The following is a 14,921-nucleotide window of genomic DNA, read 5'->3' as shown; positions in this document are numbered from 1 at the left end:
GTGATGTTCGACGTGCCGTCGCGTGATGACGTGGAGCGGGTCGTGATCACGCGTGAGGTCGTGCTGGACAACGTGAATCCCACGATCGTGCCGCGCACCTCCACCGCGCGCAGCCGCACCCCGCGGGAGAAGTCCGCCTGACCTGCCACCCGCTGAGGTAGAGCCCCGGTCCGCCGAGGTAGAGCCCTGGTCCGCCGGGGTAGAGCCGTGGTGGCCGAGGTAGAGCCGTGGTGGCCGAGGTAGAGCTGTGGTCGGGTCTCAGACGCGCAGGGTTGGGTCCGCGGTGGGGGTGGGCTCGGTGCTCGGGGCTGCGGCGCCGTCACTCTGGTCTGTCGGGCGTGGGTTCTAGGAGCGCCGCTCTGACGCCCCTTCGCATCCGAGCCCACCCCCACCGCTCGGCGGTCGGCCCACCATGGCTCGGCGACCGGCCGACCAGGCGGTCCTGGCAGCCCGACCAGGCGACCTTGGCTCGTCAGCCCCCATGTCGGGCCGAGACGACCTGCTCGGCGTGGCGTCGTGCGGCCCGGGCGACCTCGCGACGGCACGGGGCGACGTCGCGAGAACAGGTCGAGTCGCGACCCACGACCCACGACCCACGACCCTGACCCGCAGCTGCAGCCGCTGCGCCGCGGCCGCGGCGCAGCGGCGCAGTGGCGCCCGCGAGGCGCGCGACGGGCGGAGGTGTGCGGTGTCACGCGGCAAGCGGACGCAGCAACGGGAACGTGTCGGCGAGACCGGCACCGCGGGCGGTCGCCCGGGTGAGGGACGACCAGGGTGAGGCGACGTCGGGCGGGGTGGGTGGTGGTGCCGCGTCGTGGCGGGCCTGGCGGGAGCCGCGAGGAACGAGCGGCGGATGGTAGACGCGGCACCACTACCCACCCCGACCACCCAAGGTGACCAGACCGCCGTCGGGCAGGACCACGGCCTTTACCTCGCGTGACCAGGGCTCTACCTCGGCGGACCAGGGCTCTACTTCGCGTGACCAGGGCTCTACCTCGCGCGGTCTCGGGTCTGCTTCGGCCGGCCAGGGTTCTGCCTCGGTGGATGGCAGGCCTTGCCTGGTCAGGCGTCGGCGCCCACCTTGGCGCCGTAGAGGGTGTCGATCGTGTCGGCGAAGTCCTTGATGACGAGGCCGCGCTTCACCTTGAGGGACGGCGTGAGGTAGCCGTTCTGCTCGGTGAAGTCCGAGGTCAGCACGGTGATCTTCCGGATCGACTCGGCGCGGGAGACGGCCTCGTTCGCGTGCGCGACGGCGCGGTCGAGCGCGGCGAGGACGTCGGGGTTCGTGGCGGCGGCGTCGACGTCCATGGGCGGCAGGCCGTGGGTCGCGAGCCAGCCCGGGAGCATCTCGGCGTCGAGCGTGACGAGGGCGCCGATGAAGGGGCGCTGGTCGCCCACGACGACGACCTGGCTCACGAGCGGGTGGGCGCGCAGGCGGTCCTCCAGCACGGCGGGGGCGACGTTCTTGCCGCCGGCGGTGACGATGATCTCCTTCTTGCGGCCGGTGATGCGCAGGTAGCCGTCGTCGTCGAACGCGCCGAGGTCGCCGGTGCGGAACCAGCCGTCCTGGAGCGCCTCGGCGGTGAGCTCGGGCTGGTTGCGGTAGCCGCGGAAGACGTGGTCGCCCTTGACGAGCAGCTCGCCGTCGTCGTCGATCCGCAGCGAGGTGCCGGGGAACGCGGGCCCGACGGTGCCGATCTTGGTGAGGCCGGGCAGGTTCACGGCGGTGGGGGCCGTCGTCTCGGTGAGGCCGTAGCCCTCGAGGATGCGCAGCCCGACGCCGCGGTAGAAGTGGCCCAGCCGCTCGCCGAGGGGAGCGCCGCCGGAGATCGAGTACGTGAGCTGCCCGCCCATCGCGGCCCGGAGCGTCGAGTAGACGAGCCGGTCGGCGACGGCGTGCTGCGCGCGCAGCCCGAACGACGGTCCGCCCGCGGTGTCGAGCGCGCGCGACCACGTGATCGCGACCTTCGCGGCCCAGTGGAAGACCTTGCGCTTGGCGCCGGTCCCGGTCTTCTGCTCGGCCGTGTTGTAGACCTTCTCGAAGACGCGCGGCACGGCGAGCAGGAACGTGGGGCGGAACGTCCCGAGGTCGGCGACGAGGTTCTTGGTGTCCCACGAGTGTGCGAGCACGGCGTTCGACGCGACCACGACGACCTGGATGAAGCGCGCGAAGACGTGGGCGAGCGGCAGGAACAGGAGGGTGCGCGCGCCGTCGGAGTCGAGGATCTCGGCGAGGCCGGCGCGGCCGTTCAGCGCGAGGTGGACGAAGTTCCGGTGCGTGAGCTCGACGCCCTTGGGGCGCCCGGTCGAGCCGGAGGTGTAGATGACCGTCGCGAGGTCGTCGACCCGCTGGGCGGCGCGACGGCGGTCCACCTCCTCGGCGGGGACGTCAGCGCCTGCGGCGCGCAGGGCGTCCACGGCGCCGTCCTCGACGACGAGCACGTCCTCCAGGGCGGGCAGGCGGTCCCGCACGGACGCGACCTCGGCGGCGTGGGAGGCGGTCTCCACGACGGCGAGCCGCACGGCGGCGTCCGACAGGATCCAGTGCACCTGCTCGGCCGACGACGTCTCGTAGACGGGCACGGGGACGGCGCCCACGGCCCACGCCGCGAAGTCGAGGAGGGTCCACTCGTAGCGTGTGCGCGACATGATCGCGACGTGGTCTCCCGGCTCGATGCCGCGGGCCACGAGGCCGCGCGCGACGGCGACGACGTCCGCCTCGAACTCCTGCGCGGTGACGGGCTCCCACGGGCCGTCCGCGGTGGTCCGGCGCTCGACGAGCGTCGCGTGGGGTCCACGGGCGACACGGTCGGTGAGGAGGGTGCTGATGGTCGCCGTGGGGGAGACCTCGACGAGGCTCGGCGACGCGTGTTCCGTCATGGGACTCTCCGCTGAGTGGGACGGCAGGTAGGGACGGCGTGACACTTTACTCCGTACTCCGAGTATCGCGTTCCTCGGGTCGCCGGGGGCGCCTAGGATCAGTGGGTGACGAACCCGCCCGGCCCCTCTGCCGTCCCCGCCGAGATCCTCATGCTGCGCGACAGCATCGACAACATCGACGCCGCGCTCATGCACCTGCTCGCGGAGCGGTTCAAGTTCACGCGCCGGGTCGGGGAGCTCAAGGCGCAGGGAGGGTTGCCGCCGGCCGACCCCGACCGGGACCGGCAGCAGATCGCGCGCCTCACCGGGATCGCCGACGCCGCGGGCCTCGACCCCCAGTTCGCGGAGCAGTTCCGCGAGTTCATCGTCCGCGAGGTCATCCGCCACCACGAGCGGATCGCCGCGGAGCACGCCGCGTCGGGCGAGGGCACGCCCGTCCTCGACACCTACTCCTGACGGCGTCGTGACCGTCGGCGTCCGCCGGGTCCTGCCCGACGCGCGGTGGCGACGCGGGTCGATCTGACCGACCCTGGAGGGGTCCCAGGGTGGGCCCCGGCGTCGGCACGACCTGCGCGCCGGGCGGCCCGCCCGCCACGCCGACGGACGCTAGAGGTGTTCGCATGAAGATCGATTGGCTCAAGCCCCTCCTCGGCCACCCGGGCCCCTTCGCGACGGTGTACATCGACGCGACGCGGGCCAACGAGGCCGGGGACCGCGAGGTCGAGAACCGCTGGAAGGGCGTGCGCCGCACGCTGCGCCAGGAGGGCGCGCCCGACGCCGTCCTCGACGACCTCGAGGAGGTGGTGCTGCGGCCGACGCGGGTCGGGGGCACCCACGGGCGCGTGCTGATCGCGGACGACACGGGCGTGCTGGTCGACCGCGTCGTCAAGGACCCGCCGGCGCTCACGAAGGGGTCGTGGGGCCCCGTCCCCGCGCTGCTCCAGGCGGCGCGCGCCGCGGACGAGTCGGTCGACTACGTGCGGGTCGTCGTCGACCGCCAGGGCGCGGACCTCACGTGGTCCGTCGCGGGGGGACACCTGCCGTACGCGGAGCCGGAGTCGGTCGAGGGCGGCCACGACGTCATCAACAAGGTCCGGACCGGCGGCCTGTCCCACAAGCGCATCGAGTCGCGCGCGGAGGACTCGTGGGAGCGCAACGCCGAGGCGGTGGCCGCCGAGCTGGAGCGCCAGGCGGCGGAGTACCGCCCCGAGCTCGTGCTCCTCACCGGGGACGTGCGCGCGGTCCCTCTCGTGCGCGGGGCGCTCGGCCGTGCGACGGCCGAGCTCGTCGTCGAGGTCCCGGGCGGCGGTCGAGGCCCGGGCATCAACGAGGCCGCGTTCGAGGCGAACGTCGCCGACGCGCTCGACAGCTTCCGCGAACGACGGCGCGAGAAGGTCCTCGCGGAGTTCCGTCAGGAGCAGGGGCGCGAGTCGGGTGCCGTGACGTCCGTCGAGGACGTCGTGGCGGTCCTCGCGCGCGGGCAGGTCAAGGAGCTCGTCCTGGCCGACGAGTACGGCCAGGACGCGGCGCTCGACGGCCGCTCGCTCTGGATCGGGCCGAGCCCGATGCACATCGCCGCGTCCAAGGAGGAGATCCAGGACCTGGGCGTCACCGAGGGCCTCGAGAAGCTCCCCGCGACGGTCGCGCTCGTCCGTGCCGCGGTGGGCCAGGACGCCGGCCTGACGTTCGCGCCCGAGGGCAGCGTCGAGCTCATCGAGGGCGTCGGCGCGACCCTGCGGTGGGCCGACGAGGGCACGCCGCGCGAGGTCGCGGCGACGATGTCCGGTGACGACGCCAGGCTGCGCGGCGAGATCATCTGACCCGCCGGCCGCTGTGGGCATGGAACGGGCCCGGTTCTGACCGCAGAACCGGGCCCATTCCATGCCCACGACAGGTGGGGGAGTCAGGACTTCTTGCGGGCCTCGGGCTCGCCGAGCTCGGAGGAGACGACGACGATCCCGCCCTGGACGGCCGGGTCGCCCTGGCCCTCCGTGGCCGCGACGAGGTCGAGCGTGCCGGTGACGCGCCCGCCGTTGCGGACGTCGACGACCGATGCCTCGACGCCGGCGAGCGACGCGGCCGGGACGGCGACCTGCGCCGCGAGGATCGGCGTGCGCATCGAGACCTTCGCCTCGGACTTGACCTTGCGCAGCGCGGCGAGCGCGTGGCCCGCGGCCGTGAGCACGGCCGGGTCGGCGTCGCCGGCCGCCGAGCGCGCGACGTCGGACGTCGGCCACGGCGCGCGGTGGATCGATCCCTCCGACGCGCGCCACCACGACCAGACCTCCTCGGTCGCGAACGGCACGAACGGCGCGAAGAGACGCAGGAGCGTGTCGAGCGCGATCGCGAGCGCGACGCGCGCGGACCGGGTCTCGGCCGAGACGTCGGACGCCGCGGCGCCGGCGCCGTACGCGCGGTCCTTGACGAGCTCGAGGTAGTCGTCGCAGAACGTCCAGAAGAACGTCTCCGTGGTCTCGAGGGCGCGCGTGTGGTCGTACGCCTCGAACGCCTCGGTCGCCTTCTCGACGACGGACGCGAGGCCGGCGAGCATCGCACGGTCGAGCGTCTCGGTGACGAGCGCGGGGTCGAGGACGATCTCGCCCGTCCCGGTCTCGGCGTCCACGCCGAACGACAGCGCGAACTTCGACGCGTTGAGGATCTTGATGGCGAGGCGGCGCCCGATCTTCATCTGCCCGACCTCGAACGCCGCGTCGGTGCCCAGGCGAGCCGAGGCGGCCCAGTACCGCACCGCGTCGGAGCCATGCTCCTCCAGCAGGCCCATGGGCGTGACGACGTTGCCCTTGGACTTCGACATCTTCTTGCGGTCGGGGTCGAGGATCCAGCCCGAGATCGCGGCGTTCTTCCACGGCAGCGAGCCGAACTCGAGGTGCGAGCGCACGACGGTCGAGAAGAGCCAGGTCCGGATGATGTCCTGGCCCTGCGGGCGCAGGTCCATGGGGAACACGCGCTCGAACAGGTCGGGGTCGACCTCCCAGCCACCGGCGATCTGCGGCGTGAGCGACGACGTCGCCCAGGTGTCCATGATGTCGTTCTCGCCGACGAACCCGCCCGGCACGCCACGCTGGTCCTCCGTGTACCCGGCGGGCACGTCGGACGACGGGTCGACGGGCAGGACGTCCTCGGACGGGACGATGGGGTGGTCGTGGTCGACCTCGCCCGACTCCAGCACCGGGTACCACAGCGGGATCGCGACGCCGAAGAAGCGCTGGCGCGAGATGAGCCAGTCGCCGTTGAGGCCGCCGACCCAGTTCTCGTAGCGCACGCGCATGAAGTCGGGGTGGAACGCGAGCTCCTTGCCGCGGGTCAGCAGCTCCTGGCGCAGGTCGCGCGTCGTGCCGTCGGCCGTCGTCCAGTCGCGGCCGCCGTTGCGGATGTACCACTGGCGCGACGTGACGATCTCGAGGGGCTTGTCGCCCTTCTCGAAGAAGTTCGCCTTGCGCTGGGTCGGCACGGGCTCGCCGTCGAGGTCGCCCGCGTCGCGCAGCGCGTCGACGACGACCTGGCGCGCCGAGAACGTCGTCTTGCCCGCGAGCTCGGCGAACACGCCCTGGCCGGCGTGCGACGTGATCCAGTCCGGCGTCTCGCGCGTGATGCGGCCGTCGCGCGTGATGATCGACCGCGTCGGGAGCTGCAGCTCGCGCCACCACTGCACGTCGGTGAGGTCGCCGAACGTGCAGCACATCGCGATGCCCGCGCCCTTGTCGCGCTCGGCGGCGGGGTGGGCGAGGACGGGCAGCTCGACGTCGAACAGCGGCGAGCGCACCGTCGTGCCGAACAGGTGCTGGTACCGCTCGTCGTCGGGGTGCGCGACGAGCGCCACGCACGCCGCGAGGAGCTCGGGCCGCGTCGTCTCGATGTGGACCGGTGCGCCGTCGTCGGGCGTGCCCGGCGCGACGCGGTGGAACGCGACCTTGTGGAAGTGCCCGGGGTAGTCGCGCGCCTCGAGCTCGGCCTGCGCGACCGCCGTCTGGAACGTCACGTCCCACAGCCCGGGGGCCTCCGCCTGGTACGCCTCGCCGCGCGCGAGGTTGCGCAGGAACGCACGCTGCGCCGCGGTGCGGGACCGCGCGTCGATCGTCTGGTAGTGCTGCGCCCAGTCGACCGAGAGCCCGAGCCGGCGCCACAGCGCCTCGAACTGCTTCTCGTCCTCGGCGGTCAGTCGCTCGCACAGCTCGATGAAGTTGCGGCGGCTCACCGGCACCTGGTCGGCGGCCTTGACCGACTTGCCCTCGCCGCCCTCGTGCGGGGGCTCGAAGCCCTCGACGTAGGGGAGCGTCGGGTCGCAGCGCACGCCGTAGTAGTTCTGCACGCGGCGCTCGGTGGGCAGGCCGTTGTCGTCCCAGCCCATCGGGTAGAACACCTCGAGGCCGCGCATGCGCTGGAAGCGCGCGACGACGTCGGTGTGGGTGTAGGAGAAGACGTGGCCCACGTGCAGGGAGCCGGAGACTGTCGGCGGCGGGGTGTCGATGGAGAAGACCTGCTCGCGGGTCCTGGAGCGGTCGAACGCGTACGTCCCCTGCTCGGCCCAGCGGGCGTCGTAGGTCTCCTCGAGCCCGTCGAGGCTCACCCGGTCGGGTACTCCCGCGACCACCGCGCGGACGACGTCGCCGGCTACGTGGCCGGCGGAGGAGGTCGTTGCTGCCGTGGCATCGGCCGCGCCCGTCGGCGCGTTCGTCGGGAAGTCGCTCATGGTCGCCCATTCTCCCAGATCTCGGGGCCGCTCCCGACGGCGTCTCGTGTCCCGGCCGCCGTCGTCACCGGGTGCCGGAGGCGGCGCCCGCGGCGCCGGTCCCGTCCGCGCCGGACAGGCGTGCGGCCAGGTCCGTGGCCGTCCCCAGGAGGCGTTCCCAGACCGCCGGGTCGAGGAGGTCGAGCGGGCGTTCGCTGTACAGGAAGAGCCGGTCGCCGGACACCTCCGCCGCGAGCGGCAGGGGTCCGCGGACGAGCGTCTCGACGACCTCCGAGGTGAAGACGGCGCGTGCGGTGCCCGTCGGGGACCGCACGGGCCCGTAGGCGCGGTGGCGGTCGCCGAACGGGCCGTCGACCGGCAGCTCCCACACGCGCTCGACGCCCCGCGGAGCCCGGGCGCCGCGTAGGCCCCGGGCGGGTGCCGTCTCGACGACGACGTGGGGGAGGGCGCGGTCGATGCCGACCATGGCATAGGTGAACTCGAACGGCTCGCCGTTGCGGTAGCCGGCGCTGTAGGTGTAGGTCGCGACCTCGACGGGGTGGTGACCGCGGGTGCGGACCACGTTCCAGGCGACGCGGAGGATGCCCAGCCGGAACGCCCCGCTGGGCAGCTCCGGATCGTCGACCCGCGCCTCGAGGTCGAACCCGTTCGCCGCGGCGAACCGGCTCAGGCGGTACGCCCGCTCGTGGTCCCGGGCGGACGAGCGCCGCACGCCCCGGGCGACGAGGAGCCCGACGGCGACGAGGCCGACCGCCACGAGCCCGACGGCGACCCCGGAGGCGACTCCGGCGGCGACGAGCCCGACCACGACGAGGGCGAGGACGGCGCCGACGACGAACACCGCGAGGGCGAGGAGGAGAGCGAGGAAGGCGGTTCCGAGCACCCTGGCGAGCACCCGGGACGTCACCGAGGATCGCGTGAGCGCTCGCGCCGCGCGCGCCCGGCGCCGGACCTCCCGGTGGTGCGCGCGCACCACCGCGCGGTCCACGGGCTCCACGAGGGCTCGCGTGTCGAGGGTCGCGCGGGGCGGGGGAGAGGTGCTCACCGGCGAGAGGCTATCGGGGGTCCGCGCGGCGCGGGGGGCCGCGGCCGGATCGGCGGGGCACGTCACAACGGGTCCAAGGTCCCTGGGGGTGATTGGTCATCGGCTCGTAACCTGCACGCAAAGACACGGGTGCTCGTGGGCGCACCTCGATCTCGTCCCTCGCGCCGACCACCGGGAGCAACCATGACCCTCACGACCACCGACCGCGCGCGCACGACCGGCGCCCTGCCACCGGGCGTCGTCCTCCCACCCGCGCTCGAGGGGGCGCTCGCGGCGTGCCCGGACCTCGTCGTGCCGTCCTCGCGCGAGGAGCTCTACCGCCTCGCGCTCGGCCCTGGCGGCGGTCCGCGGTTCGTCGTGGAGTACGACGCCGACGGCACCCTCGTCCCCGAGGCCGAGGTGGTGCGCTGCCGGAACGGCATCGCCGTGAACTACCCGGAGGACTACATGCGCCGGCGCGACCCGGACTGCATGCGCATCGCCGACGACCTGCCCACCGACAAGCCGCGCTACCGCGACGTCTTCGGTGCGGAGTTCGCCCCGGTCAAGGACGAGACGCTCGCGTGGCTCGCGACCCAGGAGCTGGTGGTCGTGCCGTTCCGCGCGGGGGGACGCACCCACGGCTACCCGTCCCTCGCCGTCTGCCCGGCCAACGCGGCGTTCTTCGCCCTCGCGCTCGTCGACCTGCAGGGCTGGACCACGTTCGACGAGCTCGGGCCGTTCGAGCCGCGCTCGATCCTCTACGTCGCCCCGCCGTTCCGCCACACGCGGTTCGGCGGGCGCCAGGTCGTCGTGCACGACCGCTCCGAGACGCTGCACGAGGTGTTCGCCTACAACCTGTACCCCGGTCCGAGCGCGAAGAAGGGCGTGTTCTCGGTGCTGCTCGACGTCGGCGAGCGCGAGGGCTGGGTCACCGCGCACGCGTCGTCGGTCCGCGTCACCACGCCGTACGAGAACGAGACCGTCGTCATGCACGAGGGCGCGTCGGGCGGCGGCAAGTCCGAGATGTGCCAGGAGATCCGGCGTCAGGAGGACGGCCGGATCCTGCTGGGCACGAACGTCGTGACCGACGAGCCGTACGTCATCACGCTCGGGGAGACGAGCGCGCTCGACCCCGTCACCGACGACATGACCCTGTGCCACGCCGGGCTCCAGACGGGCGACGGTCGCCTCGTCGTCACGGACGCGGAGGAGGGGTGGTTCGTGCGGGTCGACAACCTCACCGGCTACGGCCAGGACGCCCACCTGGAGCGCGCGTGCATCCACCCGGACGTCCCGCTCGTGTTCTTCAACATCGACGGCGTCCCCGACGCCACGGTGCTGCCCTGGGAGCACACGCTCGACTCGGACGGCCGGCGCTGCCCCAACCCGCGCGTCGTCGTGCCCCGCCACCTGCTCACCGGCGTCGCCGGGCCGGCCGAGGTCGACGTCCGCACGTTCGGCGCCCGCATGCCGGCCTGCACCCGGGACCACCCGACCTACGGGATCATGGGCATGACCCACGTCGTCCCCGCCTCCCTGGCGTGGATCTGGCGGCTCGTCGCGCCGCGCGGGGACAAGAACCCGTCGATCGGCGAGTCGCGCTCGGCGACGGAGGCGCTGGCCCACGGCGGCATGGTCGCGGAGGGCGTCGGGTCGTACTGGCCGTTCGCGACCGGGACCAAGGTCGCGGCCGCGAACCTCCTGCTGCGCCAGCTCGTGGAGACGGACCGGACCCGGTACGTCCTGACGCCCAACCAGCACATCGGCGCGTACAAGGTCGACTTCGCCGCGGAGTGGCTGACCCGCGAGTACCTCGCCCGTCGCGGGGGCGGGCGCCTGCGCCCCGAGGAGCTCACCCCGGCCCGCTGCCCGCTGTTCGGGTACACGCTCACCGAGATGAAGATCGACGGCCAGCTCGTGCGGCCGACGTTCCTGCGGCCCGAGCTGCAGTCCCAGGTGGGGATCGAGGCCTACGACACCGGGGCGCGGATCATCACCGACTTCTTCGCGAGCGAGCTCCGGCAGTTCCTCACCGACGGCCTCGACCCGCTGGGACGGCAGATCATCGAGGTGTGCCTGCGCAACGGCTCCGTCGAGGAGTACGAGGCGCTGACCCCGCTGTACGTCTGACCCGGGCGCTCCGGAGGGCCGTGGGAGCGCCGGGCGCGGACGTCGTCGTGAGGCGGCGGCCGCGCCCGGCGCGACCGGCGGCCCGGGCGGGCTCGAGGGGGGTTAGGGTCGGCTCATGGGTCTGACGATCGGCTATGCCGCGATGCTGGAGCAGTTCCACCCGACCGAGGCCGTCGCGCTCTCGGCCTACGCGGAGGAGCACGGCTTCTCCGGCACCATGGCGGCCGACCACTTCCAGCCGTGGGTCCCCGCGCAGGGCGAGTCGTCGTTCGTCTGGAACGTGCTCACCGCGCTCGGCGAGCGCACGAGGGGCGACCTCGGCCCGGGCGTCACGGCGCCGACGTTCCGCTGGCACCCCGCGATGGTGGCCCAGGCGTCGGCGACGCTCGCCGCGATGTACCCCGGGCGGCACTGGCTCGGCCTGGGCTCGGGCGAGGCGCTCAACGAGCACGTGGTCGCGGGCTACTGGCCGGAGGCGCCCGAGCGCATCAACCGCATGTTCGAGGCGATCGACGTCATCAAGAAGCTGTTCCAGTCCGGGCTCGACAACAAGGACGTCAAGCACTCCGGGCAGTTCTACAAGATGGAGTCCACGCGGCTGTGGACCATGCCCGAGGTCCCGCCGGAGATCCTCGTGGCCACGGCGGGCCCGGTGACGGCGAAGCGCGCCGGGCGGCACGCGGACGGCCTCATCACGGTCGGTGCGCCGCTGGAGAAGATCTCCATGCTGTTCGGCAAGTTCGACGACGGCGTCCGTGAGTCCGGCCGGGACCCGCAGGCGATGCCCAAGGTGCTGCAGCTCCACCTGTCCTGGGCGGCGACCGACGAGGAGGCGCTCGCGAACGCGATGACCGAGTGGCCCAACGGCGGCATGAAGTTCCCCAAGGCCGATATCCGCTCGCCGCACGACTTCGAGCAGATGGCCAAGCTCGTGCGCCCCGAGGACTTCGAGGGCCGCATGGTCATCTCGGCCGACCCCGACGAGCACCGCGCGTACATCCAGAAGTTCGTCGACCTCGGCTTCGACCGGATCTACCTCCACAACGTGGGCCGCAACCAGCGGGAGTGGATCGAGGTCTTCGGTCGCGAGGTCCTTCCGAAGCTGGCGCGATGACCTCCGGCGGCACGGGCGCGGTCGTGCCCGACGGCAGCGCGCGCGAGGGCGACGACGCGCGCCTGTCCGTGTGGGCGCCGTCGGGCCTGGGCGAGGTGCGCCCGGGCGACGACCTCGCCGCGCTCGTCGGCGACCTGCTCGCCGGGGCGCCGCCGGGCGACGCGCTCGCCGAGGGCGACGTCGTCGTGGTGACGAGCAAGGTCGTGTCCAAGGCAGAGGGCCGCGTGGTCGCCGCCGCCGACCGCGAGCAGGCGATCACCGACGAGACGGTGCGCGTGGTCGCGACGCGCGAGCGCCCGGGCCAGCCTCCGCTGCGCATCGTCGAGAACCACCTGGGCCTGGTCATGGCCGCGGCCGGGGTCGACGCCTCCAACACCCCCGACGGGACGGTGCTCCTGCTCCCGCTCGACCCGGACGCCTCGGCCCGGGCGCTGCGGGCCGCGCTGCGCGACCGGTTCGGGCTCGACCGTCTGGGCGTCGTCGTCACCGACACCGCGGGTCGTGCGTGGCGCGACGGGCTGGTCGACGTCGCGATCGGTGCGGCGGGGATCGTCGTGGCCGAGGACCTGCGCGGCGGGACGGACGCGCACGGCCGTCCCCTCTCCGTGACGGTCACGGCCGTCGCCGACGAGGTGGCCTCCGCGAGCGAGCTGGTGCGCGGCAAGACGGCGGGCCGTCCGGTCGCCGTCGTGCGAGGGCTGGGCCGGTACGTGGGCGACGACGACGGCCCGGGTGCGCGCGCGCTCGTCCGGCCCTCCGCCGACGACCTCTTCCGGGAGGGGAGCGCCGAGGCCTACGACCGCGGCTATCGCGACGGGTTCGGCGAGGGCTTCCGCGAGGGGTCGGGGAACGAGCCCCTCCCCGCCCGCTGAGCGGCGGCACCCGGAGGGCGGCAATGTGCTGGCTCGCGGACGGCCGGCGGGCTAGCCTGCCGGGATGCTGCCCGCCGAGTGGATCCCGCACCGCCGCCCCGACGACCGCGAGCACGTGGGCTGGATCCGTCCCGAGGGCGATGCCTGGGTCGCGGTGTCGCTCCTCGGGCGCGAGCTGACCGGCCCGGTGGGCTGGCTCGAGGCGGAGGAGGCGCTGGACGGGCTCAGCCTCGCGTGGCTGGCCGACGTGTGGATGCTCGAGCGGGAGGACGCGCCGCCCCTGCGCGTCCGGCTCGTGGAGGTCACGCCGGACGGCGTGGTCGTGCAGACCGACGACTTCGGTGCGATCGACGTCCAGGTGGAGCGCTACGACCTCCCGTGGCCGCCGCCGCCCACGCTCCGGCCGCGACGGCCGGGCGACCCGGACGGTCGCGTGCTGTCGCTCTGACCGCGACGACCGCCCGGGTGGGGACGCCCGGCGTGGTCAGCCCGCGTCCGTCGTGCCCTCGTAGAGGCCGATCTGGTTCCCGTCGGCGTCCTCGAACGCCGCCCACCACGACGTCGGGCTGATCTCGGACTTCTCCAGGACCACACGGCCCCCGAGCTCGCGCACCTTCGCGAGCGTGTCCTCGATCGAGTCGACCTCGACGTAGCTGCGCGGGGTGGTGAACCCCTCGGACCGCGGGGCGAGACCGCCGCCGCTGATCTTGTTCGGCGCCTGCCACATGGGGTAGCCCTCGAAGCCCGGGACCTCCGCGATCTGCCAGCCGAAGAGCTCGCCGTAGAACTGCGTGGCCCGGCCGCTGTCGCTCACCGGGATGTCGATGTGCGTGATGTCTCCGTGCGCCATGGTTCCTCCCCGTGCCGGTGACGGGCGGACACCCGCCGTCTGCCAGCCTAGGGACCGTGGACGGGGTCGCAACAGGGTGCGCGGCTACGCCGTCTCCGGGGCAGGCGCGTCGTCCGCCGCCGAACCCTCAGGCTGGACCTGAGGGTCACGCTCGGTCTCCGCGTCCCGGGGCGAGGGCGCCTCGACACGCTCCGCCGCGGTCGGACCGTCGACCTCCGCCGCGCCGGGCGCCGGGTCCGTCCCACGGGCGCGGGACACGTCGTCGCCGGAGAGCCAGCGCAGCCAGCCCGAGCCGGGGTCGGGCTCCAGGACGAGCGCGCGCACGAGGAGCGTGAGCGGGATCGCGAGGATCGCGCCGAGCGGACCGATGACGAACGTCCAGAACACGACGGAGACGAAGCTGAGGGTCAGGCTGAGGTTCACGGCGTCCGCCACGAACTTGGGCTGGACGAGCACCTGGAGCACGACGTTCACGACGCAGTAGACCGCGACGACGGCGAGCGCGAGCTGCCACCCCCCGACGACGAACGCCATGATCGCGGGCGGCACGAGGCCGAGCACGAAGCCGATGTTGGGGATGAAGTTCGTGACGAACGCGAGGATCGCCCACACCGTCGGCGCGGGGACGGAGAGCAGCCAGAGCGCGACGCCGTCGACGATCGCGACGACCGCGCCGAACGACGCGTTGACGACGAAGTAGCGCCGCACGCCGCCGCTGAACCGGGCCGCGCGGTCGATCGTCGCGGCGCGCTCGGTGCCGAACACCGTGGTCGCGGTCGAGTACCGCGCGGCGTCCGCCGCCATGAAGATCGCGTAGGCGAGCACGAAGAAGAAGGCGGTCGCGACCCCGAGCGCCATGCCCGACACGTTCCCGGCGAGGCTGAGGACCCGGGCGGGCTCCAGCCACGACGTCGCCGCCTCCGCGACGTCCGTGTCGATCCCGACGGCGGAGAGCTGGTCGACGACGTCCTCGACCGAGCGCACGAGCGCCGGCAGGTACTCGCGCACCAGGTCGGCGAACCGGAAGCCCGCGAACACGAGCATCGCGACGAGCACGGCGAGGATGAGGTACGCGACCACGACGACCGCCGTCGTCGCGGCCCACCGCGGCCAGCCCCGGCGCTCGAGCGGGAAGCGCACGGGGTGGCAGATGATGACGATCACGGCCGCGAGGAGCAGCGGCGCGAGCACCTCCCGTGCCGTGTGGACACCGGCGAGCACGACGACGCCCGCCGCGAGAGCCAGCAGCGTGCGGGTGGAGGGTGGCAGCGCCGGGGCGCGCGACGTCGTCGTGGTCACGCGCCGACGATAGCGGCCGGGCGTCGCCGCGCACGCGG

Annotated in this window: 11 protein-coding genes and 1 pseudogene; 7 read left to right on the top strand and 5 right to left on the bottom strand. The window is 73.4% G+C overall.

What is annotated here, in order from left to right; genetic code table 11:
- Nucleotides 1-141, top strand: a pseudogene (locus ACTJIY_RS09030) (ATP-dependent Clp protease ATP-binding subunit ClpX); the annotation flags it as partial.
- 921 nt (nucleotides 142-1,062) lie between these two features.
- On the opposite strand, the gene ACTJIY_RS09025 reads toward ACTJIY_RS09030, so the two are convergent.
- Entirely contained in the window at nucleotides 1,063-2,880 is a 1,818-nt protein-coding gene (locus tag ACTJIY_RS09025) for an AMP-dependent synthetase/ligase (RefSeq protein ID WP_353708097.1), read from the bottom strand.
- A gap of 105 nt (nucleotides 2,881-2,985) precedes the next feature.
- On the opposite strand from ACTJIY_RS09025, the gene ACTJIY_RS09020 reads away from it, so the two are divergent.
- Together ACTJIY_RS09020 and ACTJIY_RS09015 are read left to right on the top strand one after the other, a co-directional pair.
- Nucleotides 2,986-3,336, top strand: a complete 351-nt coding sequence (locus tag ACTJIY_RS09020; RefSeq protein ID WP_440674934.1) for a chorismate mutase — start codon at nucleotides 2,986-2,988, stop codon at nucleotides 3,334-3,336.
- A 164-nt stretch (nucleotides 3,337-3,500) separates the two neighbouring features.
- Complete coding sequence (locus tag ACTJIY_RS09015; protein WP_253051233.1) at nucleotides 3,501-4,700, top strand: baeRF2 domain-containing protein; 1,200 nt, start codon at nucleotides 3,501-3,503, stop codon at nucleotides 4,698-4,700.
- 83 nt (nucleotides 4,701-4,783) lie between these two features.
- Here ACTJIY_RS09015 and valS read toward each other — a convergent pair whose 3' ends face one another.
- A complete protein-coding gene (gene valS, locus ACTJIY_RS09010) occupies nucleotides 4,784-7,591 on the bottom strand; it encodes a valine--tRNA ligase (RefSeq protein ID WP_253051234.1) in 2,808 nt (935 codons plus the stop codon).
- 64 nt (nucleotides 7,592-7,655) lie between these two features.
- Nucleotides 7,656-8,636, bottom strand: coding sequence for a hypothetical protein (locus ACTJIY_RS09005; RefSeq protein ID WP_440674935.1), 981 nt, complete (start codon nucleotides 8,634-8,636; stop codon nucleotides 7,656-7,658).
- 183 nt (nucleotides 8,637-8,819) lie between these two features.
- On the opposite strand from ACTJIY_RS09005, the gene ACTJIY_RS09000 reads away from it, so the two are divergent.
- The 4 genes from ACTJIY_RS09000 to ACTJIY_RS08985 all read left to right on the top strand — a co-directional run bounded on the left by ACTJIY_RS09000 (nucleotide 8,820) and on the right by ACTJIY_RS08985 (nucleotide 13,182).
- Nucleotides 8,820-10,748, top strand: coding sequence for a DUF4914 family protein (locus ACTJIY_RS09000; protein WP_440674936.1), 1,929 nt, complete (start codon nucleotides 8,820-8,822; stop codon nucleotides 10,746-10,748).
- Between the two features lie 115 nt (nucleotides 10,749-10,863).
- Entirely contained in the window at nucleotides 10,864-11,862 is a 999-nt protein-coding gene (locus tag ACTJIY_RS08995) for a TIGR03557 family F420-dependent LLM class oxidoreductase (protein WP_253051237.1), read from the top strand.
- Nucleotides 11,859-12,734 carry a coenzyme F420-0:L-glutamate ligase gene (gene cofE / locus ACTJIY_RS08990; protein ID WP_439159065.1) on the top strand — a complete coding sequence of 292 codons (876 nt, stop codon included), beginning with the start codon at nucleotides 11,859-11,861 and terminating at the stop codon, nucleotides 12,732-12,734. The genes ACTJIY_RS08995 and cofE overlap by 4 nt, the downstream gene beginning before the upstream one ends.
- A gap of 64 nt (nucleotides 12,735-12,798) precedes the next feature.
- Nucleotides 12,799-13,182: a hypothetical protein gene (locus ACTJIY_RS08985; RefSeq protein ID WP_440674937.1), complete on the top strand. Its 384-nt coding sequence runs from the start codon at nucleotides 12,799-12,801 to the stop codon at nucleotides 13,180-13,182.
- A 36-nt stretch (nucleotides 13,183-13,218) separates the two neighbouring features.
- Here ACTJIY_RS08985 and ACTJIY_RS08980 read toward each other — a convergent pair whose 3' ends face one another.
- On the bottom strand, nucleotides 13,219-13,584 hold the full coding sequence (locus ACTJIY_RS08980; protein WP_047232624.1) for a VOC family protein: 366 nt from the start codon (nucleotides 13,582-13,584) through the stop codon (nucleotides 13,219-13,221).
- Between the two features lie 84 nt (nucleotides 13,585-13,668).
- Entirely contained in the window at nucleotides 13,669-14,883 is a 1,215-nt protein-coding gene (locus ACTJIY_RS08975; RefSeq protein ID WP_440674938.1) for an AI-2E family transporter, read from the bottom strand.
- Between the last annotated feature and the right edge of the window lie 38 nt (nucleotides 14,884-14,921).

Source organism: Cellulosimicrobium sp. 22598, from assembly GCF_052044445.1.
Taxonomy (GTDB): Bacteria; Actinomycetota; Actinomycetes; order Actinomycetales; family Cellulomonadaceae; genus Cellulosimicrobium; species Cellulosimicrobium cellulans_G.
The sequence above is the reverse complement of the archived record's forward strand: the minus strand, read 5'-3'. Positions and strand labels throughout refer to the sequence as shown.

Bases quoted from the DNA above. Each gene is read 5' to 3' on its own strand.
- ACTJIY_RS09000 (WP_440674936.1), top strand. From the start codon at position 8,820: ATGACCCTCACGACCACCGACCGCGCGCGCACGACCGGCGCCCTGCCA.
- ACTJIY_RS09015 (WP_253051233.1), top strand. From the start codon at position 3,501: ATGAAGATCGATTGGCTCAAGCCCCTCCTCGGCCACCCGGGCCCCTTC.
- ACTJIY_RS08980 (WP_047232624.1), bottom strand. From the start codon at position 13,584: ATGGCGCACGGAGACATCACGCACATCGACATCCCGGTGAGCGACAGC.
- cofE (WP_439159065.1), top strand. From the start codon at position 11,859: ATGACCTCCGGCGGCACGGGCGCGGTCGTGCCCGACGGCAGCGCGCGC.
- ACTJIY_RS08985 (WP_440674937.1), top strand. From the start codon at position 12,799: ATGCTGCCCGCCGAGTGGATCCCGCACCGCCGCCCCGACGACCGCGAG.
- valS (WP_253051234.1), bottom strand. From the start codon at position 7,591: ATGAGCGACTTCCCGACGAACGCGCCGACGGGCGCGGCCGATGCCACG.
- ACTJIY_RS08995 (WP_253051237.1), top strand. From the start codon at position 10,864: ATGGGTCTGACGATCGGCTATGCCGCGATGCTGGAGCAGTTCCACCCG.
- ACTJIY_RS09025 (WP_353708097.1), bottom strand. From the start codon at position 2,880: ATGACGGAACACGCGTCGCCGAGCCTCGTCGAGGTCTCCCCCACGGCG.